The organism is Sphingomonas sp. Leaf230 (genome assembly GCF_001421745.1).
Taxonomy (GTDB): Bacteria; Pseudomonadota; Alphaproteobacteria; order Sphingomonadales; family Sphingomonadaceae; genus Sphingomonas.
Genome location: NZ_LMKW01000008.1, coordinates 254,654 through 280,754, shown reverse-complemented (window position 1 = coordinate 280,754; position 26,101 = coordinate 254,654). Strand labels below are relative to the sequence as shown.

Sequence of the window (26,101 nt, the reverse complement as noted above, 5' to 3'; positions counted from 1 at the left end):
GCTTATGCTCCCGTGACGTTGCGCAGCGTCGCGATCAGCGTGCGACGGGCGAGGGGGATCTTGAAGTCGTTCGAGCCATAGCCCTTGGCATCAGCCAGCAGCACGGTCGCCGCAGCCTCGAACACGGCATCGGACGGCGCCTTGCCGACCAGCGCCGCCTCGACCGCCGGATTGCGCCACGGCATCGGGCCAAGCCCGCCGAACGCGAGCGAGGCCGACGCGATCACGCCGTCCTGCACGTCGACGATCGCCGCTACCGAGACGAGCGCGAACGCATAGGACGCACGGTCGCGCACCTTGCGGTATTCCTGCTTGCCTTTGACCGGTGCCGGCAGCTCGATGTGCGTGATCAGTTCACCGGCCTCGAGTGCGTTCTCGATCTGCGGCGTATCGCCCGGCAGGCGATAGAAGTCGTGGATCGAGATCCGCCGACGATCGCCATCCGCCTTCAGCGTCACGATCGTCGCGTCGAGCGCCCGCATCGCCACCGCCATGTCGCTCGGGTGCGTCGCGATGCAATGCTCGCTCGTCCCCAGCACGGCGAGGATGCGGTTGAAGCCGCCGATCGCCGAACAGCCGCTGCCCGGCTCGCGCTTGTTGCACGCCGCCGCGGTGTCGTAGAAATAATAGCACCGCGTCCGCTGGAGGAGATTGCCCCCGGTCGACGCCTTGTTGCGCAACTGGCCCGAAGCACCCGCCAGCAACGCACGGCTCAGCACCTCGTACTTGGCGACGACGCGGCGATCGGCAGCGAGATCGCTGTTCGGCACCAGCGCACCGATCGTCAGCCCGCCATCCTCACGTTCCTCGATCTTCGCGAGATCGAGCCGCGAGATGTCGACCAGCTTGTCCGGCGTCTCGACCTGCAACTTCATCAGGTCGAGCAGATTCGTCCCGCCCGCGATGAACTTCGCGCCGCTCGTATCGATATCCTTGACCGCAGCCTCGGGCGTCGCGGGCTTCTCGTAGGTGAAGGTCTTCATGCCACCAGCTCCCCACGCGCATTGGCTTCCATCGCGGCGTCCTTCTCATCCGCGGTCCGGCCTGCGGGCTCGGCACCACCGACTTCGCGGATCGCGTCGACGATGTTCGGATACGCGGCGCACCGGCATAGGTTGCCGCTCATCCGCTCGGAAATCTCGGCATCGTCGAACTTCGGATCGGTCAGGTCGCCCGACGCATGGCTGGCCCAGCCCTTCTTGACCTCGTCGAGCATGCCGACCGCCGAACAAATCTGCCCCGGCGTGCAATACCCGCACTGATAGCCGTCATGCCGCACGAACGCGTCCTGCAACGCATGGAGGTTGCCCGGCTGGCCGATCCCCTCGATCGTCGTGATCTCGTCGTCCTGGTGCATCACCGCCAGCGTCAGGCAGGAATTGACCCGGCGCCCGTTGATCAGCACCGTGCACGCGCCGCACTGGCCATGATCGCAGCCCTTCTTCGAGCCCGTCAGCCCGAGATGCTCGCGGCACAGATCGAGCACCGACGTGCGAATATCGGGCTCGGCGTCATATGATTGACCATTGATCGTGAAATGCATGGCGGTGCCCCTGGTTGAATGTGCCGGGAATGTACGGATTTCGAGGACTTAACGCCGATGCGACCGATCGTTTCCTATTGCGACAAGCTCTCACGTGTTGGTACGCTGGCGTTCATAGCGCTGAGCGGGCAAGCTGTTGCGATGACGCCAGCTTCTCCCCGATTGTCGCCTCCGATCGTCATCGCGCACCGCGGCGCAAGCGGGCTCCGGCCCGAGCATACACTGGCGGCCTATTCGCTCGCGATCGACCAGGGCGCGGACTTCATCGAGCCCGATCTTGTCCCGACCAGGGACGACATCCTCGTCGCGCGGCACGAGAACAACATCGCGGAGACGACCAACGTCGCCGACCACCCCGAGTTCGCCGCGCGGAAAACCACCAAGACGATCGACGGCCAGACGATGACCGGCTGGTTCGTCGAGGACTTCACGCTCGCCGAACTGAAGACGTTGCGCGCGAAGGAGCGGCTGCCCAAGCTCCGCCCCGCGAACACCGCCTATGACGGCCAGTTCGCAATCCCGACGCTCGCCGAGATCATCGCGCTCGCCAAACGCCGCACGACCGAGACGGGCCGGACGATCGGCATCTATCCCGAGACCAAGCATCCGACCTATTTCGCCAAGATCGGCCACCCGACCGACGCGAAACTGGTCGCCGAACTGCGCGAGGCCGGCTGGGATTCGGCCAAAGCGCCGGTGTTCATCCAGTCGTTCGAGGTCGCCAACCTCCAGCGCCTCCACAAGATGACCAAAGTCCGCCTGATCCAGCTCATGGACGGCGAGGGCGGTCCTGCCGACGGCGCGCAGCCGAGCTACAAGGCGATGATCACGCCCGAGGGACTGAAGGCCGTCGCCGCCTATGCCTACGGAATCGGCCCGAACAAGAGCATGCTCTGGACCGACGCGACACCGACCACACTGGTCGCCGACGCGCACGCCGCCGGCCTGCGCGTCCACCCCTGGACCTACCGCGCCGAAAACTATTTCGAACCGACCCGCTTCCGCCGCGGCACCGACCCCGCAGCGCACGGCGACATCGCCGCGGAGATCGACGCTGGGCTCGCACAAGGTATCGACGGATTCTTCACCGACTTTCCGCTATACGGGAGCCAGGCGCGCGATCGGTCCCGCGCAGGAGTGAAGTAAATGCGTAAAGTCCTCCCCGTACTCGCGGTCCTGCCGTTCCTCGTAAGTGGCTGCATCAGCACCGCAACCTCGATCGTGAAGGCACCGTTCCAGGTCGCCGGCAAGGCGGTCGACTGGACCACCACCAGCCAGGAAGAATCGGACCGCAACTACGGCAAGAAGATGCGCAAACAGGAAGCCGAAGAGGGCAAGCAGCGCAAGGAACTCGCGAAGCGCTGCAAGCGCGACCCACAGCGCTCGGAATGCGGCCAATACCAAGGCTACCGCGCGGGAAACTGAGCGGCCCGGTACCCATCCTCCCTCACTACCACCCCGGCGAAGGCCGGGGCCCAATTGGGGGACGTTGCTGACGACGGACTGCGCACTGTTACCGCCGCTTCCCAATTGGGCCCCGGCCTGCGCCGGGGTGGTGGCCCGAACAACCGCATCCCGCCCCCAACTTGTTCTCCCGCGAAGGCGGGAGCCCAGTCTGGACTCCCGCCTTCGCGGGAGAACAAGGTTGGCTCAAAACCACCCCATCACCGTAACCGGAAACGGCGTCCACCACCCAACCCGAACCCCAGAAAACCGAAGCGCATCCCCCGTCCACGCATTACACGTCCGCACCGCACTATACCGCCCGTTAGCCTCGTAAAACGCATCATACCCGGCATACCCCCGATACCGCGCACCCCCATCCCGAAAGCTAGCCCGGATATACGCCGCCAACCGTCGATACTGCGCCGGCGTCACCACGATCTCGCGAGCCCCATCCCCCGCACGCGGCCTCGGCAGATGATCGACATGCATCAACGTCCGCGTACTGCCGGTCGCGGCAGCAACCACGGTCCGCAGCTTCACGTCCGCCCAGGTCGGCGTCTCCAGGTAGAACGCCTTCTCCCCCCACCCGAACGACACATGATCGAACGCCCCATACCGCGGATCACGCAGATCCTCCGCGCGAGCCACCCCGCGCCAGTCCACCCCGCCGGCCAGCTTCGGCACGATGATCCCGGTATGCACGCCGTTGCTCTCGACGAAGATATGAACCCCTTCGGCCGGCGCCCGCCAGTCACGATTGCTCGGGATCGATCCGCCGACCAGCCCCGCCACCGCATAGCTCGCAACCACCCCAAACACTGCGGCGACCGCCCATAAAATCGACTTAACCCAACGCGTTTCCGTCTTCATTCCGTCATGCTAGACCAGCCGCATGGCCAATGACACACATGTGCTGAGCACCCCGCCCGAAGGCGCGCCCGACTGGACGATCCCGCAGAACTGGGCGGATTACACCGCTGAGGATCACGCGACGTGGGACACGCTGTTCGCGCGCCAGTCGAAGCTGCTCCCCGGCCGCGCGTCGAACGCCTGGCTGCGTGGGCTCGATGTCCTGAAACTGTCGAAACCCGGCATCCCCGATTTCGAAGAGCTGTCCGAGCGCTTGACCAAGCTCACTGGCTGGTCGGTCGTCGCGGTCCCCGGCCTCGTCCCCGACGACGTGTTCTTCGATCACATGGCCAATCGCCGCTTCGTCGCGGGCAACTTCATCCGCCGCCCCGACCAGCTCGACTATCTGCAGGAACCCGACGTCTTCCACGACGTGTTCGGCCACGTGCCCATGCTCGCCGACCCGGTGTTCGCGGACTACCTCGCCGCCTACGGCCGCGGCGGCCAGCGCGCGCTCGGCCTCGACGCGCTGAAGTATCTCGGAAGACTCTACTGGTACACGGTCGAGTTCGGCCTGATCGCCGAACCCGAAGGCCTGCGCATCTACGGCTCGGGCATCGTCTCCAGCTACGCGGAAACGCGGTTTGCGCTCGACGATCCGAGCCCCAACCGCATCGCGCTCGATCTCGCGCGTGTGATGCGCACCGAATACCGGATCGACGATTTCCAGCAGAACTATTTCGTCATCCCGAGCTTCGAGGAGTTGCTGCGGCTGACGGTAGAGACGGACTTCGCGCCGCTGTACGAGGAACTGAAGGCGCTCCCGAATATTCCCGTCGCGCGGATCGAACCGGGGGATGTGGTAATTACCGAGGGTACGCAGGCGTACGCTAACGCGAAACTCAGTGCGTAATTAGATAAGAAAGCACCACCCCGGCGAAGGCCGGGGCCCAATTGGGCGAACCTCCAAAATAGAGCCGCACCGCCATTTCAATTGGGCCCCGGCCTCCGCCGGGGTGGTGCCGGAAGTGAGGTGAGGGCAGCCCTTCCCAACTTGTTCCCCCGCGAAGGCGGGGGCCCAGACTGGCCCCCCGCCTTCGCGGGGGAACAATCTTCTACGGGTGGCTCAAATATCCAGCGCCCACCCATCGCGCCCCTTAGGATCGAACGGCCCCTCCGCCACAAACCTCACCGCCCCAGCCCGCAACCGAAGCACACTCCAATCCCCCCGCCGGTCGACCGCCTCGAGCGAACACCCGCAAGCCTCATACGCCGCCACGACCCCGGCCCGCTGCGTCTCCAGCAACCCGGCCAGCACGATCGTCGCCCCCACATCCGAAATGGAAGCGATCTCCGGCGCCATAGACACCAGCGGCCCCGCCAGAATATTCGCGATCACCAGATCATACGGCGCGCGAACCACGATCGCATCGTCCAGCGTACCGTCCGCCACAACCAGATCGATCCCCTCGACCCCATTGAGCGCCGCATTCTCCGCCGTCACATCGATCGAGACCGGATCGATATCTGTCCCCATCACCGCAGCCGCAGGCCAGAGATGCGCCGCCGCAAACGCAAGCAACCCCGTCCCCGTCCCGATATCGATCACGTTCGCAAACGAAGCATCCGCCAACCCGTCGAGCATCGCCAGACACCCGCTCGTCGTCTCGTGATGCCCCGTCCCGAACGCCCGGCTAGCCTCGATCAAAAACGCCCGCTTGTCCGCCGGCACCGAACCCGCATGCGCCCCGGTATGCACGAAGAACCGCCCGACCGACAAAGGCTCGAGCCCGGCCTGGCTCATCGTCACCCAGTCCGCATCGCCCAACCGCTCGACCGCGATCTCGGCCCCCGCCGCACTCGGCACCAGCGCCCGCACCGCTGCGACCGTGTCGGCCGCCGGCTCATGCTCGAAATACGCATCGAGCCGCCACGACTCGACGTCGTCCTCGATCTCCTCGGTGGTCATCAACACACCGTCGATCGTCAGATCGTCGCTCGCATCGATCGCCTCCGCCTCCGCGCGCGTGCAGGGGAGGGTGAGCTTCCAACTATCGGACATAGCTCGCCCCATTCACGTCGATCACCGAGCCCGTCATCGAAGCCGGCGCCTCCAACGCCAAAAACTTCGCCGCCGCCGCGATCTCGTCAGGTGCCGCAACCCGCCCGAGCGGAATGTCCGCCAGCAACGCATCGCCGCCCCGGCTCGACAGATACTCCTCCGCCATCCCGGTCATCGTGAACCCCGGGCACACCGCAAACGCCAGAATGCCCTCCCGAGCATAGCCCCGAGCAATGGTCTTGGTCATCGCCACCATCCCCGCTTTCGACGCGGCATAATGCCAATGCGCCGGCGAATCCCCGCGATACGCCGCCCGGCTCGCGATATTGACGATCCGCCCGCCGAACCCGCGCGATTGCCAGTGCAATACAGCCAACCGGCACAGCTCGGCCGACGCGGTCAGGTTGATCCGCATCGTCCGCTCCCACTGCGCGGTCCAGTCGTTATCGGCGAGCGGTGCCGCCTCGAACACGCCAGCATTGTTGATCAGCACATCGATCGCGCCGCCAGCCTGCTCCAACGCAGCGTTCCACAACGCAGTCGGTCCCTTAGGATCGCTAAAGTCAGCCGGGATACCGCTGGCGGTCCCATGCCCGATCACGGAGGCGCCCGCGTCGGTCAGCGCCGCATGAATAGCTGCGCCGATACCGCGACTGGAGCCGGTTAGAAGAATAGTCATGTCAGCGCTCTAGCGCCGCAGGCCGTATCCGTCACCAAGCCGAAGAAGGATTGGTTCACGGAGACGCGGAGGCGCGGAGAGAGTGCGTGTCGATTAGGCGAAGCGCTCCCCAACGAAAGTTTTGAAGAACCTCAGGTTCCGCCAGACCCTCCGCGTCTCCGCGCCTCCGCGTGAACCACCCTACGCTTTCTCCCTTAGACCGCCCTCACGCCACGCTAGCCGAAAACCCGTCCGCCGCACCGCGCAGCACGCCAAGCTGGTCATCCACCTCGCCGAACGCGTGACCCAGCCGGTCGATCTCGATTGCCACCGCCTCCGTATCCGCGCGGATCGTCGCGATCGTGGACGACATCGTGTCCGCTGCCAGCGCGGTCTCGTCGACGGCCGCGGTGATCGCAGTCACGGTGTGCGCCTGTGCCTCCATCGCATGCCGTATGCGGTCTGCGCTGTCCCTTACCTCGCCGACAGTCGCCTTGATCCCCGCATTGGTCGCGACCGTAGCCGCCGTCGCCGCCTGGATCGCAGCGATCTTGGCCGCAATGTCATCGGTCGCCCGCGCGGTCTGGCTGGCGAGCGACTTCACCTCCTGCGCCACCACCGCGAACCCGCGCCCGGCATCGCCCGCGCGCGCCGCCTCGATCGTCGCGTTCAGCGCAAGCAGGTTGGTCTGTCCGGCGATGCTGCGGATCAGCCCGAGGATCGATTCGATCGATTTCGCATGCTCGCTGAGTGTCTCCGACATGCCGACCGCCTCGCCAGTCTGTGCACAGGCGCGATCGGCGATCCCGGCCGCCACCTCGACTTCGCTGCGTGCGGTCTCGATCGCTCGGATCAATCCCGCGGAGGTCTGCGCCGCCTCGCGCATCGCCAGCGCGGACTGTTCCGCCGCCGCCGCGACCTCGCTCGCCTTGCCGAGGATACCGCGCGTCGAGGCCGCTGCACCCGCCGCCTGCACGTGGATGCGCGCACCCAAGATCGCGGTATGCTCGATCGACTCGGCAATACTGCCGCGAAAGTTCGATGCGCGCGTTTGGCGCTCCGCCTGCGCCGCCGCCGCATCGGTCGCACTCAGGTGCGAGACCATGATGTCCGCCTCGATCAGCGCGATCCGCTGCACCACGTCGGCGACGATCCGCATCGTCGCGGCATCGGTGCCCGCCCGATCGACGATCAGGTGGAGCGTAGCGCTATGCGCGAACGCCGCCGCCGACAGCAAAGCAGGCAAGGGTATTGCCGACCGTCGCGATTCATCGGCATAGGCGATCGCCATCGCTTCCCACGTCTGGTCGTAAGGCGACAGGTACCGCATCCGCGCATAGGTCGCGCTCTGGGCGATCCGACGTTCGAGCCGCTCGGGCGTGATCTGCGATGCGATGTGGCGGACCGCGTCCAAAGACAGATAGTGTCGCCAGAACATCTCGCCGATCCGCCGGTGATCGTCCTCGTCCAACAGCGCGCTCAGCGTCGCGCACGCCGGCTCGATCAACCCATCCCAGTCGTAATCGCGAACCCGGTCGCGCAGCGTTCGGCCCCGCGCAGGCATGGCCACAACGTTAGTCACACTCGTCATCGCTCGATCGCCTATGCGGCGACTTTGGCGACGAAATCGCCCGCGCTATTCTTCAAATTGCTGAGCCGCCCGTCGAGCACGTCGAACCCGCGACCTACCCCGTCGATCTCGGTCGCCACCGTCTCGGTATCCTCGCGGATCGCGGCGATCGTGTTGGACATCGAATCCGCCGCCAGCGCGGTCTCGTCCACCGCCGCGGTGATCGCGGTCACCGTCTGCGCCTGCGCTTCCATCGCGTAACGGATGCGATCAGCGCTTTCCTGCACCTCGGCCACCGTCGACTTGATCGACGCATTGGTCTCCACGGTCGAGCGCGTCGCCGACTGGATCGCGGCGATCTTCGCGGCGATGTCGTCGGTCGCCCGCGCAGTCTGGTTGGCGAGGCTCTTCACCTCCTGCGCCACCACCGCGAACCCGCGCCCGGCATCCCCCGCGCGCGCCGCCTCGATCGTCGCGTTCAGCGCCAGCAGGTTGGTCTGCCCGGCAATGTCGCGGATCAGCCCCAGGATCGACTCGATCGACTTCGCATGATCGCTCAGCGTTTCCGACATGCCGACCGCCTGGCCAGCCTGCGCCGACGCCCGATTGGCGATCTCCGCCGCAGCCTCCACCTCGGTCCGCGCATCCTCGATCGCGCGGATCAGGCCGGCGGCGGTCTGCGCCGCTTCGCGCATCGCCACCGCGGACTGCTCTGCCGCGGCCGCGACTTCGCTTGCCTTGCCGAGCACCGCGCGGGTCGACGCCGAACTCCGCAGCGCCTGTTCGCGCAGCATATGCCCCTCGTCGGTCGCGGTCTCGACCATCGCCGCGATTCCATCGCGGAACTCCGCGGCCAGCGTATCGCGCGCGACCTGCGCGGTATGCATCTGGTAGCGGTTATAGATCGCGACGGTGATCTCGCCCTCCAGCGCCGACAGCCGCATCAGCGTGTCGATGAACACCGGCAGCTTCGGATCCGACCGATCGACCCGGCGCATCAGCACGTCGAGCGCGGCGCGGTCGCTCGCGCTGATCATCGACAGCAGCGCCATTGGCGATACGTCGGCGACATAGGCCGTCGCGACCGACCGCTCGATCGATTCGATCCAGGCGCGTCCACTCGTGTCCAGGAAGCGATTGCGCAGGAACGTGCAACCGATCTCGATCATCTGGTCGGTTTCGTGCGGCGCCCAGATCCGTTCGTCGGAAAAACACTGCAGCCACTGTTCCCAGAACGCCCTGGATACATGCGTGATCTCAGGCGCCAGCGCGGCCCAGACTTCGCGGCTCGCGCCGGTCAGCGATCCGTCGAAATCGAACACCCGCAGCCGCGCCATCAGGTCGACGGAAGCCGCGATCGAGCCGGGGGCCGGCAGGTCGTTGGTGGTCAAGACGGTGAACTCCGGATCGAATGTACGACGCCATCGCTACACGCCATGTCTTAAGGGCTGGTTAGGGATCGACGTCACGTCACGTGCATGGCCATCGTGTCCCGCACGGCATCACGCCCGCGGTGTCATGGGTTATCGGACCGGCCCCAATGGGTTGCATCGCAGCACGCGGTGGCTAATAGGTCGCCCAATCTATATATTCTGGACCAAGCTGTTCTTGGTTCGTCATCTTCTGGTTCGAGGACTCCGCCCTTGGCATCGCGCAACCCGGCACGCCCGCTTTCTCCCCATCTGCAGGTCTATAAATGGGGCCCGCACATGCTGGTCTCGATCCTGCACCGCGTGACCGGCAGCGGGATGGCGACCGTCGGCAGCATCCTGCTCGTCTGGTGGCTCGCCGCGATCGCCTCGGGCGATCAGGCGTACGCGACCTTCGTCGATGTGTTCACCGCCGACACCGGCCGTCTTAACATCCTCGGCTATGTCGTCGCGGTCGGGCTGACGCTGTCGCTGTTCCAGCACATGATGACTGGCATCCGCCACATGGTGCTCGATATCGGCGCCGGCTACGAACTGAAGCGCAACAAGATGGGCGCGATCGCGACGATGGTCGCGAGCGTAGCGCTCACGGTCGTGTTCTGGCTCTACATGGGGATCAAGTAATGGGTTCGGGTACGGCAATCGGTCGCGTCCGCGGCCTGGGCAGCGCCAAGCACGGTGCGCATCACTGGTGGCAGCAGCGCCTCACGGCGGGCTCGAACTTGTTCCTCATGGTGTGGCTGATGATCTCGGTCGCGCGGATGCCGGGCTATGATTACGCCGCGGTCCATCTGTGGCTGCAGTCGGCCTGGGTCGCGGTGCCGATGGCGCTGTTGATCCTGTCGGTGTTCTATCACTTCCGTCTCGGTCTTCAGGTCGTGATCGAGGATTACCAGCATGGCGAGAGCCGTGTCGTGACGATGATCCTCCTCAACCTGTTCACCTTCACGCTGGGCGGCATCGCCCTGTTCGCGATCCTGAAGGTCGCCTTCTCCGGAGCTCCCGCCTGATGTCTGCCTACAAGATCATCGATCATACCTATGATGCGGTCGTCGTCGGTGCCGGCGGCTCCGGCCTGCGCGCGACGATGGGCATCGCCGAGAGCGGCCTGAAGACCGCGTGCATCACCAAGGTCTTCCCGACCCGCAGCCACACCGTCGCCGCACAGGGCGGCATCGCCGCCTCGCTCGGCAACAACTCGCCGGATCACTGGACCTGGCACATGTTCGACACCGTCAAGGGATCCGACTGGCTCGGCGACCAGGACGCGATCGAGTATCTCTGCCGCGAAGCGCCTCAGGCGGTCTACGAACTCGAGCATGCCGGCATGCCGTTCAGCCGTAACGAGAACGGCACGATCTATCAGCGTCCGTTCGGCGGCCACATGCAGAACATGGGCGAGGGCCCTCCAGTCCAGCGCACCGCTGCCGCCGCCGATCGCACCGGCCACGCGATGCTCCACGCGCTGTATCAGCAGAGCCTGAAGTACAACACGGACTTCTTCGTCGAGTATTTCGCGCTCGACCTGATCATGGAGAACGGCGTCTGCCGCGGCGTCATCGCGCTATGCATGGAAGACGGCTCGATCCACCGCTTCCGCAGCCACCAGACCGTGCTCGCCACCGGCGGCTACGGTCGCGTTTATTTCTCGGCGACCTCGGCGCACACCTGCACCGGCGACGGCAACGCGATGGTGCTCCGCGCCGGGCTTCCGTTGCAGGACATGGAGTTCGTCCAGTTCCACCCGACCGGCATCTACGGCGCGGGCGTTCTCATCACCGAGGGCGCACGCGGTGAGGGCGGCTATTTGACCAACTCCGAGGGCGAGCGCTTTATGGAGCGCTATGCCCCGTCGGCAAAGGACCTCGCCTCGCGCGACGTCGTCAGCCGCTCGATGGCGCTCGAAATGCGCGAAGGCCGCGGCGTCGGCAAGAACGGCGACCACATCTTCCTGCACCTCGATCACATCGATCCCAAGGTGCTCGCCGAGCGCCTGCCGGGCATCACCGAGACCGGCAAGGTCTTCGCCGGCGTCGATCTCACGCGCCAGCCGCTGCCGGTCACGCCGACCGTGCATTACAACATGGGCGGCATCCCGACCAACTTCCACGGCGAGGTCGTCAACCTCGTTGACGGCAACCCCGACGCGGTCGTCCCCGGCCTGTTCGCGGTCGGCGAAGCGGCCTGCGTCTCGGTCCACGGCGCCAACCGCCTCGGCTCGAACAGCCTTATCGACTTGGTCGTGTTCGGTCGCGCGACCGGCCTGCGGATCAAGGACACGCTGAAGCCCGGCACGGCGCACGCGCCGCTGCCCAAGGGTTCGGAAGACCTCGCGCTGACGCGTCTCGACCATTTCCGCAATGCGTCGGGCGGTTCGCCGACTGCGCAGATTCGTCTCGACATGCAGCAGACCATGCAGAAGCATTGCGCCGTGTTCCGCGACACCGAGCTGCTGAACCAAGGCGTTGAGAAGATGGCCGGGATCTACAGCCGGATGACCGACGTCGCCGTGAAGGATCGCAGCATGATCTGGAACACCGATCTGGTCGAGACGATGGAACTCGACAATCTGATCGGCCAGGCGGTCGTGACGATGAACTCGGCCGCCAACCGCACCGAATCGCGCGGCGCACACATGCACGAGGATTTCCCCGAGCGCGACGACGCGAACTGGATGAAGCACACCATCACGACCTTCAACGGCTGGGGCGGCAAGGGCGGCGAGACCAAGATCGATTTCCGCCCGGTCCACGACTACACGCTCACCGACGACATCGACTACATCAAGCCCAAGAAGCGGGTATACTGATGAAGCGGATGTTTCGATGACGTGGGCCATCATCGCGATCGGGTTCCTCGTACCCGTCGCGGTGGGCCTCCTGACGCGCTTCCAACCGATGATCGCCGGCTTCCTATGGCCGGTGGTCGTCGCGCTACTAACCGCCATCTACGTCTTCGGCATCGAACCCCGCGGTGTGGGCGAAGAACCCCAGAAGATAGCGATCACCTTCTACGCGCTGTTCTCGCTCGTCGGCGGCGTGCCGGGCGGCCTGGTAGGCTGGATCCTCCAGTACAAGCGGACGAGCCGAGAAGTCTGACCCTCTTCCTTGTTCTCCCGCGAAGGCGGGAGCCCAGTCTGGATCCCCGCCTTCGCGGGGAGACAAGCTTTGGCGCAATGCCGACGACTAATCGATCCGCCCAGCCGCGATCTTGTACACCAGATTCCGATCCCGCCGCCCGACCGCCACGACGATCACCGTCACCAAGCCATCGTCGACCCGGTACACCAACCGATACCCCGCGGCCCGAAGCTTGATCTTGTAGCACCCGGTCATCCCGCTCAGCCGCGCACTCGCAATATGCGGCTCGCCCAACCGCTCGGTCAGCTTCGCCTTGAACTGCTCGCGAACATTGGCGCCGAGCTTCTCCCACTCCCGCAGCGCGCTCGGCAGGAAAGCGAGACTATAGGTCGCCAAGCGACACCGCGACCGGCACCTCGTCGGCACGCGCTCGCACCAGGTCTGCCAGTTCGACGTCCTCCAACCGATCCATCAATTCCTCCCACGCCGCTGCCGGCACCAGATACGCCGCGGGCGTATTCCGATTGAGCACAGCCACGGGAAATCCGCCCGCAGCCTCGATGACTCCAGACGGATTCTTCTTAAGGTCGCTGATGCTCACGGTCGCGCCGGCATGGATTGTCTCGATCATGACCGTTTTATAGCACGTCGAACAGGTCACACCAAATCACTGTGCTGATATGCGGCAACCTGTCCGGAACCCACCGCCCCCGCAAAAGTTTGCCGCGGCATGACCGACACATCCCCCGCCTCGAACGCCCGCAACTACCCGTTGCTGGCCGCCCCCCACATCCACCTCCACGGCCCCGTCGACGACGCGATGTACGACACTTTCAAGTCGCAACTCGTCGCCGCCCCCACCGAGGGCCCGCTCGTCGTCTCGATCACCACGCTCGGCGGCGACCCCGAAGTCTCGCGCGCGATGGGCGACAACATCCGCCTGCTCCGCGAATACACCGGCCGCGAGACGCTCTTCCTCGGCAAGGTCGCGGTCTATTCCGCCGGCGCGACCTTCATGTCCGCTTTCCCCGTCGACAGCCGCTTCCTCACCCGCAACAGCCGCATCATGATCCACGAGCGGCAGATGCAGAGCACGATCGAACTCAACGGCCCGCTCAACACGCTCTCCTATACGCTCAAGGCCAAGCTCCACGAGATCGAGGACTCGATCAACATCCAGGAGGAAGGCTTCCGCGCGATCGTCGAGGGCTCGAAGGTATCGCTCGAGGAATTGAAGAAGAAGGCCCCCTCCAACTGGTACATCGAAGCCGAGGAAGCCCGCGACCTCGGCCTCGTCCTCGACATCATCTGACCCGGCGTGAGCAGGCAACGCGACAGCGGGTGTGACGCATGTTGCACCCGCGAAGCTAAGGATTTGCGGGGAGGGCCCCTGTCATGTATCGGCTCTGACAACCTATAATCACACCACGGACGGACCGCTCGCAATGGCCGAATTCTCGCTCCCGAAAAACAGCGTCGTCAAGAAGGGCGTCAAGCACGCCTCGACCAGCGGGGGTAAGCGTCTCAAATCGTTCAAGGTCTACCGCTACGATCCGGACAGCGGCGAGAACCCGCGCTACGATAATTTCGAGCTCGATCTCGACGACACCGGCCCGATGGTGCTCGACGCGCTGATCAAGATGAAGAGCGAGCAGGATTCCTCGCTTACCTTCCGCCGGTCGTGCCGCGAGGGCATTTGCGGCTCGTGCTCGATGAACATCAACGGCAAGAACGGCCTCGCCTGCACGACCGCGATCGAGGATTGCAAGGGCGAGGTCCAGATCACGCCATTGCCGCACATGGACGTGATCAAGGACCTGGTCCCCGACTTCACGCATTTCTACGCGCAATATTCGTCGATCAAGCCGTGGCTGCAGACCGTCACTCCCCCGCCCTCGGGCAAGGAGCGTCTCCAGTCGCCCGAAGATCGCTCGAAGCTCGACGGCCTGTACGAGTGCATCCTGTGCGCGTGCTGCTCGACCTCGTGCCCGAGCTATTGGTGGAACGCCGACAAGTTCCTCGGGCCCGCGATCCTGTTGCAGGCCTATCGCTGGCTCGCCGACAGCCGCGACGAGATGACCGGCGAGCGCCTCGACGAACTCGAGGATCCGTTCCGCCTGTATCGCTGCCACACCATCATGAACTGCGCGAACGCGTGCCCGAAGGGCTTGAACCCCGCCAAGGCGATCGCCGAGATCAAGAAAATGGAAGCCGAACGGATCGTCTGATCCCTTCGATACGGGCCTTCGACTTCGCTCAGTCCCTACTCAGGACGAACGGGGGGTATAAATTTCCGTTCGTCCTGAGTAGCTGCTGAGCTTGTCGAAGCGGCGTATCGAAGGACAGGTTGTTGACTACCCCCCATTTCGTCGAAGCCGAAGACCCCGCCAACCCAGGCTGGCGTAGCTGGTCGCTCTCCGACCCCACCCGCTTCAACACCCTGCTCGGCCCCATGCTCTACCGCGTCGACGGCCACACCGTCCGCGTCCGCATCACCCCCGAGCATCGCCACTCCAACCTCCAGAACAACGTCCACGGCGGCGCGCTCCTCGCGTTCATCGACGTAGCCCTGTTCGCCGCCGCCAGAGGCTTCGGCCTGATCACCGCCGGCACCGCGGTCACGCTCGATCTCAACACGCAATTCATCGGCGGTGGACGCGTGGGCGAACCGATCGAGGCGCAGGTCGAGGTCCTCAAGGAAACCGGCCGCCTCTTGTTCCTCCGGGGTCTCGTGGTGCAAGGGGACGACGACACGAAGATCGCCGCCTTCTCGGCCACGATCCGTAAGCCGTCCGGCAAGCCTCCAAGGGCTGACACCGCCGCGTAACACCACCCCGGCGAAGGCCGGGGCCCAATTGGGAAACGATCAGTGTTGAAGCGTCCCGCGCCGTTACCGAAACCTTTCCAATTGGGCCCCGGCCTCCGCCGGGGTGGTAAAAGGATGGGCAAGTGACCGTCCTCAAGGCCTACGAAGCTCTCATCGCCTCAGGCGAACTCCGCCCCGACCTTGAGCAAGCCGCCGCCGCCGTGCGCCTCCACACCCTCGCGACCGAACTCGCTACCCCCAAGTCGACCGGCTTCTTCGCCCGCTTCTCCAAGAAACCAGACCCCCGCGGCGTCTACCTCTGGGGCGGCGTCGGTCGCGGCAAGTCGATGCTGATGGACCTGTTCTTCGCCAACGCGCCCGTTGAGAAGAAGCGCCGCGTCCACTTCGGCGAGTTCATGCTCGAGGTCCACGCGCGCATCGCCGCCGAGCGCCGCAAGGAAGTCGGCGACCCGATCGTCCCCGTCGCCACCGCGATCGCCGACGAGACCCGCCTGCTCGCGTTCGACGAGATGATGGTCACCAACAGCCCCGACGCGATGATCCTGTCGCGGCTGGTGACCTCGCTGCTCGATTCCGGCGTGACGATCGTCACCACCTCGAACCGCCCGCCCGCCGATCTCTACAAGAACGGCCTCAACCGCGAGCATTTCCTGCCCTTCATCGCGACCATCGAACAGCGCCTCGACGTGCTCCCGCTCAACGGCCCGGTCGACTATCGCCGCGATCGGCTCGGCAGCCAGGACACGTGGCTCGTCCCCAACGGCCCCGAGGCGACCGCGCAGTTGTCAGCCGCGTTCTTCCGCCTCACCGACTTCTCGACCGACGACAGCGAGCACGTCCCTGCCGAGGACCTCATTGTGCAAGGCCGAACCCTGCGCGTGCCCAAGTCGCTCAAGGGCGTCGCGGTGTTCAGCTTCAAGAAGCTTTGCGGCGAGGCGAGGGGAGTGGCCGACTACCTCGCCATCGCGCGGAAATTCCACACCGTCATCCTGGTCGGCATCCCCAAGCTCGGCCCCGAGAACCGCAACGAGGCGGCGCGCTTCGTCGCGCTGATCGACGCGCTGTACGAGCACAAGGTGAAGCTGCTCGCCGCCGCCGATGCGCAACCCGGCGATCTCTACGAAAGCGGCGACGGGCGCTTCGAGTTCGACCGCACGATCAGCCGCCTCGAAGAGATGCGCTCCGAGGACTATCTCGCCGAAGGCCACCTCTAAGCTTATTGCATATGCGAACGAGTTGCAATAACAACCCGCTTTTGTCCTTTTAGCGGTTGCCGTAGCGGGATAATGCGCGTAACCGGCGTCACCAATCACCCCGCACATCAGACGGAGACGGATTGGAATGGCTCGCAAGAAGATCGCGCTGATCGGCGCCGGTAACATCGGCGGTACGCTCGCGCACCTCGCAGCACTCAAGGGCCTTGGCGATATCGTCCTGTTCGACGTCGCCGAGGGCATCCCCCAGGGCAAGGCGCTCGACCTGTCGCAGTGCGGCCCGGTCGAAGGCTTCGACTCGCAGATCACCGGCTCGAACGACTATGCCGACATCGCCGGCGCGGACGTCATCATCGTCACCGCTGGTGTCGCGCGCAAGCCCGGCATGAGCCGCGACGACCTGCTCGGCATCAACCTGAAGGTCATGAAGGCCGTCGGCGAGGGCATCAAGGCGAACGCCCCCGACGCATTCGTGATCTGCATCACCAACCCGCTCGACGCGATGGTTTGGGCACTCCGCGAGTTCTCGGGTCTGCCGCACCACATGGTGGTCGGCATGGCCGGCGTGCTCGACTCGGCACGCTTCAGCCACTTCCTCGCCGACGAGTTCAAGGTCTCCGTCAAGGACGTCACCAGCTTCGTGCTCGGCGGCCACGGCGACACGATGGTCCCGGTCATCAGCTACTCGACCGTGTCGGGCATCCCGGTCCCCGATCTCATCGCGATGGGCATGTCGAGCCAGGAAAAGATCGACGCGATCGTCAAGCGCACGCGCGGCGGCGGCGGCGAGATCGTCGCACTGCTGAAGACGGGCTCGGCGTACTACGCGCCGGCGACCAGCGGCATCGCGATGGCCGAAGCGTATCTGTACGATCAGAAGCGCGTGCTTCCGGCCGCGGCGTATGTTTCGGGCGAGTACGGCCTGACCGATCTGTATGTCGGCGTGCCGGTGGTGATCGGGGCTGGCGGCGTCGAGAAGATCGTCGAGATCAAGCTGGACGACGAAGCCAAGCAGAACCTCACCGTGTCGGTCGATGCGGTGAAGGAACTGATCGTCGCCTGCAAGGGTATCGACGGTTCGCTGAACTGATTTGAGGGACTAAGCTGATTTGAGGTGAGGTAAGGATCGCACCACCCCGGCGAAGGCCGGGGCCCAATTGGGAAGGCCCCGCTGATGGAAGAACAAGCGTTCGTCTACATCATGGCAAGTGGGTTTAACGGTACGATCTACCTCGGCTCGACGCTGAACCTGGCAAAGCGCGTGTGGGAACACCGCAATGCCGTCGTCGCCGGGTTCACGAAGAAATACGACTGCAAGCTGCTCGTCTGGTATGAGTTAGCCGGTAGTTGGGAAGCCGCCCGGCAGCGCGAGCTGCACATGAAGGAGTGGAAGCGAGACTGGAAGCTGCGTGAGATCAATGGTTTCAATCCCTCATGGGACGACCTTTACGATCGCATCGCACGACCATGACCGCTTTCCCAATTGGGCCCCGGCCTTCGCCGGGGTGGTAAGGAACGAGACAAGATGAGCATCCTCGTCGACAAGAACACCAAGGTCATCACCCAGGGCATGACCGGCGAAACCGGCAGCTTCCACACCAAGATGGCGCTGGAATACGGCACGCAGATGGTCGGCGGCGTCACGCCCGGCAAGGGCGGTACGACTCACCTCGACCTCCCCGTCTACAACACCGTCGCCGAAGCCAAGGCGATGACCGGCGCGACCGCGTCGGTCATCTACGTGCCGCCCCCCTTCGCCGCCGATTCGATCCTCGAGGCGATCGACGCCGAGATCGAGCTGATCGTCGCGATCACCGAGGGCATTCCCGTGCTCGACATGGTCAAGGTCAAGCGCGCGCTGTCGGGCTCCAAGTCGCGCCTCATCGGCCCGAACTGCCCCGGCGTGCTGACCCCCGGCGAGTGTAAGATCGGCATCATGCCGGGCTCGATCTTCAAGAAGGGTTCGGTCGGCGTTGTCAGCCGTTCAGGCACGCTCACCTATGAGGCGGTGTTCCAGACGTCGAACGCAGGCCTCGGTCAGACGACCGCGGTCGGCATCGGTGGCGATCCGGTCAACGGCACGAACTTCATCGACGTTCTCGAGCTGTTCCTCGCCGACGACGAGACCCAGTCGATCATCATGATCGGCGAAATCGGCGGCGACGCGGAAGAGCAGGCGGCACAGTTCCTTCGCGACGAAGCCAAGCGCGGTCGGTCGAAGCCGATGGCAGGCTTCATTGCCGGTCGTACGGCGCCTCCGGGCCGTCGCATGGGCCATGCCGGCGCGATCGTGTCGGGCGGCAAGGGCGACGCGGAGAGCAAGATCGCGGCGATGGAAGCCGCCGGGATCAAGGTCTCGGAAAGCCCCAGCCTGCTCGGCGAGACGCTGCTGAGCGTGTTGAAGGGTTGAGCTGACTACCCCTCTCCCCCCGGGGAGAGGGAAGGAGCTGCCTCTTGGCAGCGGAAGGGTGAGGGCACGTGACCGCCCGTGCCCTCACCCTCCCACCCGCAAGTGCGAGTGGGCCCCTCCTTCTCCCCCGCGGGGAGAAGGACACTGAGGACGAGAACGATGGGCTACGAAGGCCAGGATTTCAGCGATATCGCAGCCGGCGTCAGCCCGGCGTTCGTGGAGACGCTCTACGCCAAGTTCAATGCGGACCCGGCCTCGGTCGAATCCGGTTGGCGTGCGTTCTTCGAGGGTCTCGAAGGCTCCGCGCAGGGCCCGAGCTGGGAGAGCGCCCGCTGGCCGCTCACCACCACGGACGACCTGACCGCAGCGCTCGATCCGACCCAGATGGAGCCCGCGCCCAAGCCCGCCAAGGGTGGCAAGCCTGCCCCCGCCGCAGCGGCACCTGCGCCCGTCTCGAAGGAAGAGATCGTCAAGGCCGCGGCCGACGCGATCCGCGCGCAGCTGCTCGTCCGCACCTACCGCGTCCGTGGTCACCTCGCCGCGAACCTCGACCCGCTCGGCCTCTCGAAGCGCGAGATGCCCGAGGACCTGAAGACCGAATATCACGGTTTCTCCGACGGCGACATCGACCGCAAGGTCTATCTCGGGGGCACGATGGGCTTCGAATGGGTCTCGATCCGCGAGCTCGTCGACACGTTGCGCAAGAATTACTGCGGCAATGTCGGCCTCGAATACATGCACATCTCCGATGTCGAGGAGCGCCGCTTCCTCCAGGAGCGCATGGAGGGCCAAGACAAGGCGATCGAATTCTCCACCGACGGCAAGAAGGCGATCCTCACCAAGGTGATCCAGGCCGAGCAGTGGGAGAAATTCCTCGGCAAGAAGTATGTCGGCACGAAGCGCTTCGGGCTCGACGGCGGCGAATCGATGATCCCCGCGCTTGAGAGCGTGATCAAGTATGGCGGCCAGATGGGCGTGCGCGAGCTCGTCATCGGCATGGCGCACCGCGGTCGCCTCAACGTGCTGGCGAACGTGATGGCCAAGCCGTTGCGCGTGATCTTCCACGAATTCGCCGGTGGTTCGGCCAACCCCGACGACATCGGCGGTTCGGGCGACGTCAAGTATCACCTCGGCACCAGCACCGATCGCGAGTTCGACGGCCACAAGGTTCACATGAGCCTGGTCGCCAACCCGTCGCATCTCGAGGCCGCCGACCCGGTCGTGCTCGGCAAGACCCGCGCGATCCAGACGCTCAACAACGACCTGAAGGATCACGTCGCGAGCTTGCCCGTGCTGATCCACGGCGACGCGGCGTTCGCAGGGCAGGGGATCGTCTGGGAGTGCCTCGGCTTCTCCGGCATCCGCGGCTACAACACCGGCGGCTGCGTCCACTTCATCATCAACAACCAGGTCGGCTTCACGACCTCGCCGCAGTTCGCGCGCTCGTCGCCTTACCCGTCGGACGTCGCCAAGGGCGTCCAGGCGCCGGTCTTCCACGTCAACGGCGACGATCCCGAGGCGGTCACCTTCGCGACCAAGATGGCGATGGAATTCCGCCAGAAGTTCCACCGCGACATCGTCATCGACATGTGGTGCTACCGCCGCTTCGGCCACAACGAGGGCGACGAGCCGTCCTTCACGCAGCCGCTGATGTACGACATCATCCGCAAGCACCCCGGCGTCTCGTCGGTATACGGCGATCGCCTTATCAAGGAAGGCGTGATCGACCAGCCTTGGATCGACGAGAATGTGAAGCAGTTCACGCTCCGTCTCGAAGGCGAGTTCGAAGCCGGGTCCTCGTACAAGCCGAACAAGGCGGACTGGTTTGGCGGTCGCTGGACCGGCCTCAGCGCGCCGACCGACGGCGCGTCGGCACGTCGCAACGTCGAGACCGGCCTCAGCACGAAGTTGTTCGACTCGCTCGGCCGCACGCTGACGACGATCCCCGACAGCGTGAAGATCCACAAGACGCTCAACCGCGTGATCGATGCCAAGCGCGAGATGTTCAAGTCGGGCAAGGGCTTCGACTGGGCGACCGGCGAAGCACTCGCGTTCGGCGGCCTGCTCTCGGAAGGCTATGGCGTCCGCCTGTCCGGCCAGGATTCGGGCCGCGGCACTTTCTCGCAGCGCCACGCGGTCTGGGTCGACCAGACCGACGAGCACAAGTACGTGCCGTTGCAGGAAATCGAGCACGGCCGCTTCGAGGTACTCGACAGCCCGCTCAGCGAATACGGCGTGCTCGGGTTCGAATATGGCTACGCGCTCGCCGACCCGAAGACCTTGGTCCTCTGGGAGGCGCAGTTCGGCGATTTCGTCAACGGCGCGCAGATCATGATCGATCAGTTCATCACGAGCGGCGAATCGAAGTGGCTCCGCGCCAACGGCCTCGTGATGCTGCTCCCGCATGGTTACGAAGGGCAGGGGCCTGAGCATAGCTCGGCACGTCCCGAGCGTTTCCTCCAGTCGTGCGCGGACGACAACATCCAGGTCGCGAACTGCACCAGCCCGGCGAACTATTTCCACCTGCTCCGCCGGCAGATGCACCGCAACTTCCGCAAGCCGTTGATCGTGATGACGCCGAAGTCGTTGCTGCGTCACAAGCTGGCCGTCTCGAACGCGGAGGATTTCCAGGGCGACAGCCACTTCCGCCGCCTGTTGTCGGATACCAATCCGGCCGCCGACGTCGATACGAAGCGTCTTGTCCTGTGCACCGGCAAGGTCGCGTACGACCTTATCGAGGCACGCGACGCGGCGGGCGACACCGATACGCAGATCGTCCGCGTCGAACAGCTCTATCCCTTCCCCGGCAACCCGATCGCCGAGCGCGTCGCACGGATGCCGAACCTGGAAGAGATCGTCTGGGCGCAGGAAGAGCCGAAGAACAACGGCTACTGGTTCTTCGTCGAGCCGCTGATCGAGGAGGCGCTGGCAACGGTCGATTCCCGCGTGAAGCGCGCGCGTTACGCCGGGCGCAACGCCTCGGCATCGCCCGCGACCGGTCTGATGAAGCGTCACCAGGCCGAACAGGGCGCGCTCGTCGCCGACGCGCTCGGCCACTCCGTCCGCGACGAAATCCGCCGCACCCGCGCAAATTGATTGAACCCGGTCCCTGTTTTCTTGCGAAAGCAGGAACCCAGGGTCCGGCAGAGTAACCCTAGGCCCCTGCGTCCGCAGGAGCACAAAAGGTAGAAGCAAACATGGCAACCGAAGTCACCGTCCCCGTCCTGGGTGAATCGATCACCGAAGCCACCCTCGGCGAGTGGCTGAAGCAGCCCGGCGACCCCGTCGCGGTCGACGAGCCGATCGCCAGCCTCGAGACCGACAAGGTCTCGGTCGAGGTCCCGTCGCCGGTCGCCGGCGTCATGGGCCAGCACGCGGTCGCGGTCGGCGACACCGTGCAGGTCGGCGCGATGCTCGCCACGATCGACTCCGGTGACGGCGCCGCCGCTGCGCCCGCCCCCGCTACCGCAAAGGCTCCCGAGCCAGCCGCAACTGCGACGCCGTCCGCGCCCGCCAAGGACGAGTCCGGCGCAGGCTATGGCGACCAGCCCGGCGCCGGCACCAGCGACTCGCCCGCGGCGCTCTCCCCGTCGGTCCGCCGCGCGGTGCTCGAGCACGGCGTCGATCCCGGCACCGTCAAGGGCACCGGCCGCGACGGTCGCATCACCAAGGAAGACGTGACCGCCGCCGCGTCGAGCAAGCCAGCGCCTGCTCCCGCCGCAGCGCCTGCTCCGGCAGCAGCGCCTGCCGCCGCATCGGGTCGCGGCGAAGAGCGCGTCCGCATGACGCGCCTCCGCCAGACGATCGCCAAGCGCCTCAAGGAAGCGCAGAATACCGCCGCGATGCTGACGACGTTCAACGACGTCGACATGACCGCGGTGATCGAGGCGCGCGCCAAGTACAAGGACCTGTTCGAGAAGAAGCACGGTGTCCGCCTGGGCTTCATGGGCTTCTTCGTGAAGGCCGCCACGATGGCGCTGCGCGACATTCCGTCGGTCAACGCGTCGATCGACGGCGACGACATCGTCTATCACGATTACGCCGACATCTCGGTCGCGGTCTCGTCGCCCGGCGGCCTCGTCGTCCCCGTGATCCGCGACGCCGACCAGATGTCGGTCGCGACGATCGAGAAGACGATCGGCGACTTCGGCAAGCGTGCCAAGGAAGGCGCGCTGAAAATGGACGAGATGAAGGGCGGTACCTTCACGATCTCCAACGGCGGCGTGTTCGGCTCGCTGATGTCGACCCCGATCATCAACCCGCCGCAGTCCGCGGTGCTGGGCCTCCACCGCATCGAGGAGCGCCCGGTCGTCGTCAACGGCCAGATCGTCATCCGCCCGATGATGTACCTCGCGCTCAGCTACGACCACCGCCTGATCGACGGCCGCGAAGCCGTGACGTTCCTGGTCGCGCTGAAAAATGCTATCGAGGATCCGACGCGGATTCTTATCGACCTGTGAGGTAGCGATGAACTGGCGCGACCATATCCATTCGGACCCCGAAATCCTGGGCGGCAAGCCCGTGGTCAAGGGAACGCGGATATCGGTCGAGCTGATCCTCGAATATTTCGAAGACGGTGCGAGCATCACCGATGTTCTCGCCGCCTTCGACCATATCACCGAGGAAGACGTCCGTGCAGCGATCGCGTTCGCGCGAGACCTGCTGGTCGACTCGACGGTCGCGGCGCAGCGCAAAGCGGCCTGACGGGTGCATCTGCTCGCCGACGAAAACCAGCATCCGGTTGTCGTCGCGCGGTTGCGCAGTGCTGGTCACGCCGTCGAATGGATCCGGGAAACATCGCGCGGCGCCAAGGACCCGGAGATACTGGCGCGCGACGACATCGCGGCACTGATATTGGTCACCGATGACCGCGACTTCGGCGACCTGATCTTCAACCGTGGTTACCCTGCGCCCCGCGCGATACTATATAATCGACTGAACCGCGTGCATCCGGATGCCATCGCCGACCGCCTGATTGCAGTGTTGGCCGGTGGTGGCTTCGAAGGCCACATCACAACGATAACCAAGGACGGCGAACGCAGTAAGCCGTTCCCCGCTGGAGCATAACATGGCTGACTACGACTATGACGTCCTCGTGATCGGTGCGGGCCCCGGCGGTTACGTCGCGGCGATCCGTGCAGCGCAGCTCGGCCTGCGCACCGCTTGTGCCGAGTCCCGCGAGACGCTCGGCGGCACCTGCCTTAACGTCGGCTGCATCCCGTCCAAGGCACTGCTCCACGCGTCGGAGATCTACGAGGAGGCCAAGGGCGGCCACATGACGAAGTTCGGCATCGACTTCCAGGGCGTCACCCTCAACCTCGACCAGATGCACGCCGAGAAGGCCAAGGCCGTCAAGGAACTGACCGGCGGCGTCGAATTCCTGTTCAAGAAGAACAAGGTGACCTGGCTCAAGGGCAAGGCCGCGTTCCAGGATGCGCACACGGTGGAGATCGCCGGCCAGAAGGTCACCGCGAAGAACATCGTCATCGCCACCGGCTCCAGCGTCATGCCGCTCCCCGGCGTCGAGGTCGACCAGAAGACCGTCGTCGACAGCACCGGCGCGCTCGAGATCCCCAAGGTCCCCGAGCACATGGTCGTCATCGGCGGCGGCGTGATCGGTCTCGAACTGGGCAGCGTCTGGCGTCGTCTCGGCGCGAAGGTCACGGTCGTCGAGTTCGTCGACCAGATCCTCCCCGGCTTCGACGGCGAAGTCCGCCGCGAGACCGCCAAGCTCTTCAAGAAGCAGGGCATGGAGCTCAAACTCTCGACCAAGGTCACCGGCGTGACCGTCGACAACGGCGTCGCGACCATCACCGTCGAGCCCGCCGCGGGTGGCGCATCCGAGACGCTGACCGCCGACGCGGTGCTCGTCTCGATCGGGCGGAAAGCGAACGTCGACGGCCTCAACCTCGAAGCCATCGGCCTCGAGCTCAACAAGCGCGGCCAGATCGAAACCGACCACAGCTTCCGCACCAAGGTCGACGGCGTCTGGGCGATCGGCGACTGCATCCCCGGCCTGATGCTCGCGCACAAGGCTGAGGACGAGGGCGTCGCGGTCGCGGAAAACATCGCCGGCCAGACCGGCATCGTCAACGAGGACGTCATCCCGAGCGTCGTCTACACGATGCCCGAGATTGCCGGCGTCGGCCTCACCGAAGAGGCGGCGCGCGACAAGACAGAGATCAAGGTCGGCAAGTTCCCGTTCGCCGCGAACAGTCGCGCCAAGACCAACCGCGACACCGATGGTTTCGTGAAGATCATCGCCGACGCCAAGACCGACCGCGTCCTCGGCGTCTGGATCGTCTCGAGCCTCGCCGGTACGCTGATCGCCGAAGCTGCCATCGCGATGGAATTCGGCGCGACCAGCGAAGACATCGCCTACACGTGTCATGCGCATCCCACGCATGCCGAGGCGATCAAGGAAGCCGCGATGGCCGTGCAAGGCAAGCCCATCCACATTTAGCAAAAGCTAAATGTGAATCCAAAGGGCTTGCCCGGCCGGCGGCGCTCCAGCGCCGTCCGACGACAGGGGCTTTGCCCCTGTCCGGCCAAGCAGGGCTTCGCATCTGCGAGTGAAGTAAGTTCGAGAGGGCGTCGGTGGCAATCCACCGGCGCCCTCTCGGCGTTGCAGCGCGAAAGTTGAGGGCGAAGGCAAAGGGGCAAAGGTTAAGTTCGATCGGGGGGATGGATATCGGGGGGATGGATGTTGCCGCAGTTCGCCAGTTCGCCAGTTCGCCAGTTCGCCAGTTCGCCCCACGCCCCAGGCCCCGTCCACCCGCACCCCATCCGTCATCCCGGCGAACGCCGGGACCCACGGTTACGGCGGACCCAGTGATACCCCCTATCATTACCCGGTCCGCGACCATGGGTCCCGGCGTCCGCCGGGATGACGAGGGAGGGGTAGGACGGTAGAGGAAGGAGGTTAGGGGGCAGGGGCGCGATCATCCGGCAGCGCGAACCATCGCAAGCTCACGATCTGCAAGGTCTTTGACGGCATCACCCATTCCAAAGA

General features: G+C 65.1%; 28 protein-coding genes. 19 read left to right on the top strand and 9 right to left on the bottom strand.

What is annotated here, in order from left to right; all coding sequences use genetic code 11:
- Window positions 1-2 precede the first annotated feature (2 nt).
- Together ASE82_RS07035 and ASE82_RS07030 are read right to left on the bottom strand one after the other, a co-directional pair.
- Window positions 3-983 (bottom strand): FAD binding domain-containing protein, encoded by a 981-nt coding sequence (locus ASE82_RS07035; protein WP_056060711.1) that lies wholly within the window; start codon window positions 981-983, stop codon window positions 3-5.
- Complete coding sequence (locus ASE82_RS07030) at window positions 980-1,543, bottom strand: 2Fe-2S iron-sulfur cluster-binding protein (RefSeq protein WP_082441359.1); 564 nt, start codon at window positions 1,541-1,543, stop codon at window positions 980-982. The genes ASE82_RS07035 and ASE82_RS07030 overlap by 4 nt, the downstream gene beginning before the upstream one ends.
- A 141-nt stretch (window positions 1,544-1,684) precedes the next feature.
- Here ASE82_RS07030 and ASE82_RS07025 point away from each other — a divergent pair, with 141 nt between their 5' ends.
- Together ASE82_RS07025 and ASE82_RS07020 are read left to right on the top strand one after the other, a co-directional pair.
- A complete protein-coding gene (locus tag ASE82_RS07025) occupies window positions 1,685-2,689 on the top strand; it encodes a glycerophosphodiester phosphodiesterase (protein WP_056061739.1) in 1,005 nt (334 codons plus the stop codon).
- Entirely contained in the window at window positions 2,690-2,968 is a 279-nt protein-coding gene (locus ASE82_RS07020; RefSeq protein WP_056060708.1) for a hypothetical protein, read from the top strand.
- A gap of 225 nt (window positions 2,969-3,193) precedes the next feature.
- Here the strand turns inward: ASE82_RS07020 and ASE82_RS07015 are convergent, their stop codons facing one another.
- On the bottom strand, window positions 3,194-3,859 hold the full coding sequence (locus ASE82_RS07015) for a TIGR02117 family protein (RefSeq protein WP_056060705.1): 666 nt from the start codon (window positions 3,857-3,859) through the stop codon (window positions 3,194-3,196).
- Between the two features lie 22 nt (window positions 3,860-3,881).
- On the opposite strand from ASE82_RS07015, the gene phhA reads away from it, so the two are divergent.
- Window positions 3,882-4,751: a phenylalanine 4-monooxygenase gene (gene phhA / locus ASE82_RS07010; RefSeq protein ID WP_056060701.1), complete on the top strand. Its 870-nt coding sequence runs from the start codon at window positions 3,882-3,884 to the stop codon at window positions 4,749-4,751.
- A gap of 213 nt (window positions 4,752-4,964) precedes the next feature.
- Here phhA and ASE82_RS07005 read toward each other — a convergent pair whose 3' ends face one another.
- From ASE82_RS07005 to ASE82_RS06990, 4 genes are all read right to left on the bottom strand, one after another.
- Window positions 4,965-5,900, bottom strand: a complete 936-nt coding sequence (locus tag ASE82_RS07005) for a 50S ribosomal protein L11 methyltransferase (RefSeq protein WP_056060698.1) — start codon at window positions 5,898-5,900, stop codon at window positions 4,965-4,967.
- The gene (locus ASE82_RS07000) at window positions 5,890-6,579 is read right to left on the bottom strand and encodes an SDR family NAD(P)-dependent oxidoreductase (RefSeq protein WP_056060695.1); all 690 of its coding nucleotides are present in this window, start codon (window positions 6,577-6,579) and stop codon (window positions 5,890-5,892) included. Before ASE82_RS07000 ends, ASE82_RS07005 begins: the two co-directional genes overlap by 11 nt.
- A 205-nt stretch (window positions 6,580-6,784) precedes the next feature.
- Window positions 6,785-8,149 (bottom strand): methyl-accepting chemotaxis protein, encoded by a 1,365-nt coding sequence (locus ASE82_RS06995; protein ID WP_235524609.1) that lies wholly within the window; start codon window positions 8,147-8,149, stop codon window positions 6,785-6,787.
- Window positions 8,150-8,160: 11 nt separating this feature from the next.
- Entirely contained in the window at window positions 8,161-9,504 is a 1,344-nt protein-coding gene (locus ASE82_RS06990) for a methyl-accepting chemotaxis protein (RefSeq protein ID WP_056061736.1), read from the bottom strand.
- 267 nt (window positions 9,505-9,771) lie between these two features.
- On the opposite strand from ASE82_RS06990, the gene sdhC reads away from it, so the two are divergent.
- Genes sdhC through ASE82_RS06970 form a run of 4 tightly spaced genes read left to right on the top strand, consistent with a single transcriptional unit; the run spans window position 9,772 to window position 12,656 of the window.
- On the top strand, window positions 9,772-10,182 hold the full coding sequence (gene sdhC, locus ASE82_RS20035; RefSeq protein ID WP_056060690.1) for a succinate dehydrogenase, cytochrome b556 subunit: 411 nt from the start codon (window positions 9,772-9,774) through the stop codon (window positions 10,180-10,182).
- Window positions 10,182-10,568 (top strand): succinate dehydrogenase, hydrophobic membrane anchor protein, encoded by a 387-nt coding sequence (sdhD, locus tag ASE82_RS06980; RefSeq protein ID WP_056060687.1) that lies wholly within the window; start codon window positions 10,182-10,184, stop codon window positions 10,566-10,568. Before sdhC ends, sdhD begins: the two co-directional genes overlap by 1 nt.
- On the top strand, window positions 10,565-12,367 hold the full coding sequence (gene sdhA, locus ASE82_RS06975) for a succinate dehydrogenase flavoprotein subunit (protein ID WP_120299368.1): 1,803 nt from the start codon (window positions 10,565-10,567) through the stop codon (window positions 12,365-12,367). Before sdhD ends, sdhA begins: the two co-directional genes overlap by 4 nt.
- A gap of 16 nt (window positions 12,368-12,383) precedes the next feature.
- On the top strand, window positions 12,384-12,656 hold the full coding sequence (locus ASE82_RS06970) for a hypothetical protein (RefSeq protein WP_056060681.1): 273 nt from the start codon (window positions 12,384-12,386) through the stop codon (window positions 12,654-12,656).
- A gap of 87 nt (window positions 12,657-12,743) precedes the next feature.
- Here the strand turns inward: ASE82_RS06970 and ASE82_RS06965 are convergent, their stop codons facing one another.
- Window positions 12,744-13,034, bottom strand: a complete 291-nt coding sequence (locus tag ASE82_RS06965; RefSeq protein ID WP_056060678.1) for a type II toxin-antitoxin system RelE family toxin — start codon at window positions 13,032-13,034, stop codon at window positions 12,744-12,746.
- On the bottom strand, window positions 13,021-13,269 hold the full coding sequence (locus ASE82_RS06960) for a type II toxin-antitoxin system Phd/YefM family antitoxin (RefSeq protein ID WP_156348804.1): 249 nt from the start codon (window positions 13,267-13,269) through the stop codon (window positions 13,021-13,023). Before ASE82_RS06960 ends, ASE82_RS06965 begins: the two co-directional genes overlap by 14 nt.
- Before the next feature lie 99 nt (window positions 13,270-13,368).
- Here ASE82_RS06960 and ASE82_RS06955 point away from each other — a divergent pair, with 99 nt between their 5' ends.
- From ASE82_RS06955 to lpdA, 12 genes are all read left to right on the top strand, one after another.
- Complete coding sequence (locus ASE82_RS06955; protein WP_056060675.1) at window positions 13,369-13,950, top strand: ClpP family protease; 582 nt, start codon at window positions 13,369-13,371, stop codon at window positions 13,948-13,950.
- A gap of 133 nt (window positions 13,951-14,083) precedes the next feature.
- Window positions 14,084-14,866 carry a succinate dehydrogenase iron-sulfur subunit gene (locus ASE82_RS06950; protein WP_056060672.1) on the top strand — a complete coding sequence of 261 codons (783 nt, stop codon included), beginning with the start codon at window positions 14,084-14,086 and terminating at the stop codon, window positions 14,864-14,866.
- A gap of 122 nt (window positions 14,867-14,988) precedes the next feature.
- Window positions 14,989-15,465 carry a PaaI family thioesterase gene (locus tag ASE82_RS06945; protein WP_056061731.1) on the top strand — a complete coding sequence of 159 codons (477 nt, stop codon included), beginning with the start codon at window positions 14,989-14,991 and terminating at the stop codon, window positions 15,463-15,465.
- 122 nt (window positions 15,466-15,587) lie between these two features.
- The gene (gene zapE, locus ASE82_RS06940) at window positions 15,588-16,679 is read left to right on the top strand and encodes a cell division protein ZapE (protein WP_056060670.1); all 1,092 of its coding nucleotides are present in this window, start codon (window positions 15,588-15,590) and stop codon (window positions 16,677-16,679) included.
- Between the two features lie 127 nt (window positions 16,680-16,806).
- Window positions 16,807-17,769, top strand: coding sequence for a malate dehydrogenase (gene mdh / locus ASE82_RS06935; RefSeq protein ID WP_056060667.1), 963 nt, complete (start codon window positions 16,807-16,809; stop codon window positions 17,767-17,769).
- A gap of 84 nt (window positions 17,770-17,853) precedes the next feature.
- Window positions 17,854-18,150, top strand: a complete 297-nt coding sequence (locus ASE82_RS06930; RefSeq protein ID WP_056060662.1) for a GIY-YIG nuclease family protein — start codon at window positions 17,854-17,856, stop codon at window positions 18,148-18,150.
- 54 nt (window positions 18,151-18,204) lie between these two features.
- On the top strand, window positions 18,205-19,089 hold the full coding sequence (sucD, locus tag ASE82_RS06925; protein ID WP_056047458.1) for a succinate--CoA ligase subunit alpha: 885 nt from the start codon (window positions 18,205-18,207) through the stop codon (window positions 19,087-19,089).
- 159 nt (window positions 19,090-19,248) lie between these two features.
- Entirely contained in the window at window positions 19,249-22,185 is a 2,937-nt protein-coding gene (locus ASE82_RS06920; RefSeq protein ID WP_056060659.1) for a 2-oxoglutarate dehydrogenase E1 component, read from the top strand.
- 101 nt (window positions 22,186-22,286) lie between these two features.
- Entirely contained in the window at window positions 22,287-23,549 is a 1,263-nt protein-coding gene (odhB, locus tag ASE82_RS06915; RefSeq protein WP_056060656.1) for a 2-oxoglutarate dehydrogenase complex dihydrolipoyllysine-residue succinyltransferase, read from the top strand.
- Between the two features lie 7 nt (window positions 23,550-23,556).
- Window positions 23,557-23,793, top strand: a complete 237-nt coding sequence (locus ASE82_RS06910; protein ID WP_056060652.1) for a DUF433 domain-containing protein — start codon at window positions 23,557-23,559, stop codon at window positions 23,791-23,793.
- 3 nt (window positions 23,794-23,796) lie between these two features.
- A complete protein-coding gene (locus tag ASE82_RS06905; protein ID WP_056060649.1) occupies window positions 23,797-24,156 on the top strand; it encodes a DUF5615 family PIN-like protein in 360 nt (119 codons plus the stop codon).
- Between the two features lies 1 nt (window position 24,157).
- A complete protein-coding gene (lpdA, locus tag ASE82_RS06900; RefSeq protein ID WP_056060647.1) occupies window positions 24,158-25,552 on the top strand; it encodes a dihydrolipoyl dehydrogenase in 1,395 nt (464 codons plus the stop codon).
- Window positions 25,553-26,101: the final 549 nt, after the last annotated feature.

Bases quoted from the DNA above. Each gene is read 5' to 3' on its own strand.
- ASE82_RS06950 (WP_056060672.1), top strand. From the start codon at position 14,084: ATGGCCGAATTCTCGCTCCCGAAAAACAGCGTCGTCAAGAAGGGCGTC.
- ASE82_RS07030 (WP_082441359.1), bottom strand. From the start codon at position 1,543: ATGCATTTCACGATCAATGGTCAATCATATGACGCCGAGCCCGATATT.
- ASE82_RS06955 (WP_056060675.1), top strand. From the start codon at position 13,369: ATGACCGACACATCCCCCGCCTCGAACGCCCGCAACTACCCGTTGCTG.
- ASE82_RS06960 (WP_156348804.1), bottom strand. From the start codon at position 13,269: ATGATCGAGACAATCCATGCCGGCGCGACCGTGAGCATCAGCGACCTT.
- ASE82_RS06910 (WP_056060652.1), top strand. From the start codon at position 23,557: ATGAACTGGCGCGACCATATCCATTCGGACCCCGAAATCCTGGGCGGC.
- ASE82_RS07020 (WP_056060708.1), top strand. From the start codon at position 2,690: ATGCGTAAAGTCCTCCCCGTACTCGCGGTCCTGCCGTTCCTCGTAAGT.
- odhB (WP_056060656.1), top strand. From the start codon at position 22,287: ATGGCAACCGAAGTCACCGTCCCCGTCCTGGGTGAATCGATCACCGAA.
- mdh (WP_056060667.1), top strand. From the start codon at position 16,807: ATGGCTCGCAAGAAGATCGCGCTGATCGGCGCCGGTAACATCGGCGGT.
- ASE82_RS06920 (WP_056060659.1), top strand. From the start codon at position 19,249: ATGGGCTACGAAGGCCAGGATTTCAGCGATATCGCAGCCGGCGTCAGC.
- sdhD (WP_056060687.1), top strand. From the start codon at position 10,182: ATGGGTTCGGGTACGGCAATCGGTCGCGTCCGCGGCCTGGGCAGCGCC.
- ASE82_RS07000 (WP_056060695.1), bottom strand. From the start codon at position 6,579: ATGACTATTCTTCTAACCGGCTCCAGTCGCGGTATCGGCGCAGCTATT.
- ASE82_RS07005 (WP_056060698.1), bottom strand. From the start codon at position 5,900: ATGTCCGATAGTTGGAAGCTCACCCTCCCCTGCACGCGCGCGGAGGCG.
- ASE82_RS06970 (WP_056060681.1), top strand. From the start codon at position 12,384: ATGACGTGGGCCATCATCGCGATCGGGTTCCTCGTACCCGTCGCGGTG.
- ASE82_RS07015 (WP_056060705.1), bottom strand. From the start codon at position 3,859: ATGAAGACGGAAACGCGTTGGGTTAAGTCGATTTTATGGGCGGTCGCC.
- ASE82_RS07035 (WP_056060711.1), bottom strand. From the start codon at position 983: ATGAAGACCTTCACCTACGAGAAGCCCGCGACGCCCGAGGCTGCGGTC.
- sucD (WP_056047458.1), top strand. From the start codon at position 18,205: ATGAGCATCCTCGTCGACAAGAACACCAAGGTCATCACCCAGGGCATG.
- ASE82_RS06930 (WP_056060662.1), top strand. From the start codon at position 17,854: ATGGAAGAACAAGCGTTCGTCTACATCATGGCAAGTGGGTTTAACGGT.
- ASE82_RS06995 (WP_235524609.1), bottom strand. From the start codon at position 8,149: ATGACGAGTGTGACTAACGTTGTGGCCATGCCTGCGCGGGGCCGAACG.
- ASE82_RS07025 (WP_056061739.1), top strand. From the start codon at position 1,685: ATGACGCCAGCTTCTCCCCGATTGTCGCCTCCGATCGTCATCGCGCAC.
- lpdA (WP_056060647.1), top strand. From the start codon at position 24,158: ATGGCTGACTACGACTATGACGTCCTCGTGATCGGTGCGGGCCCCGGC.
- phhA (WP_056060701.1), top strand. From the start codon at position 3,882: ATGGCCAATGACACACATGTGCTGAGCACCCCGCCCGAAGGCGCGCCC.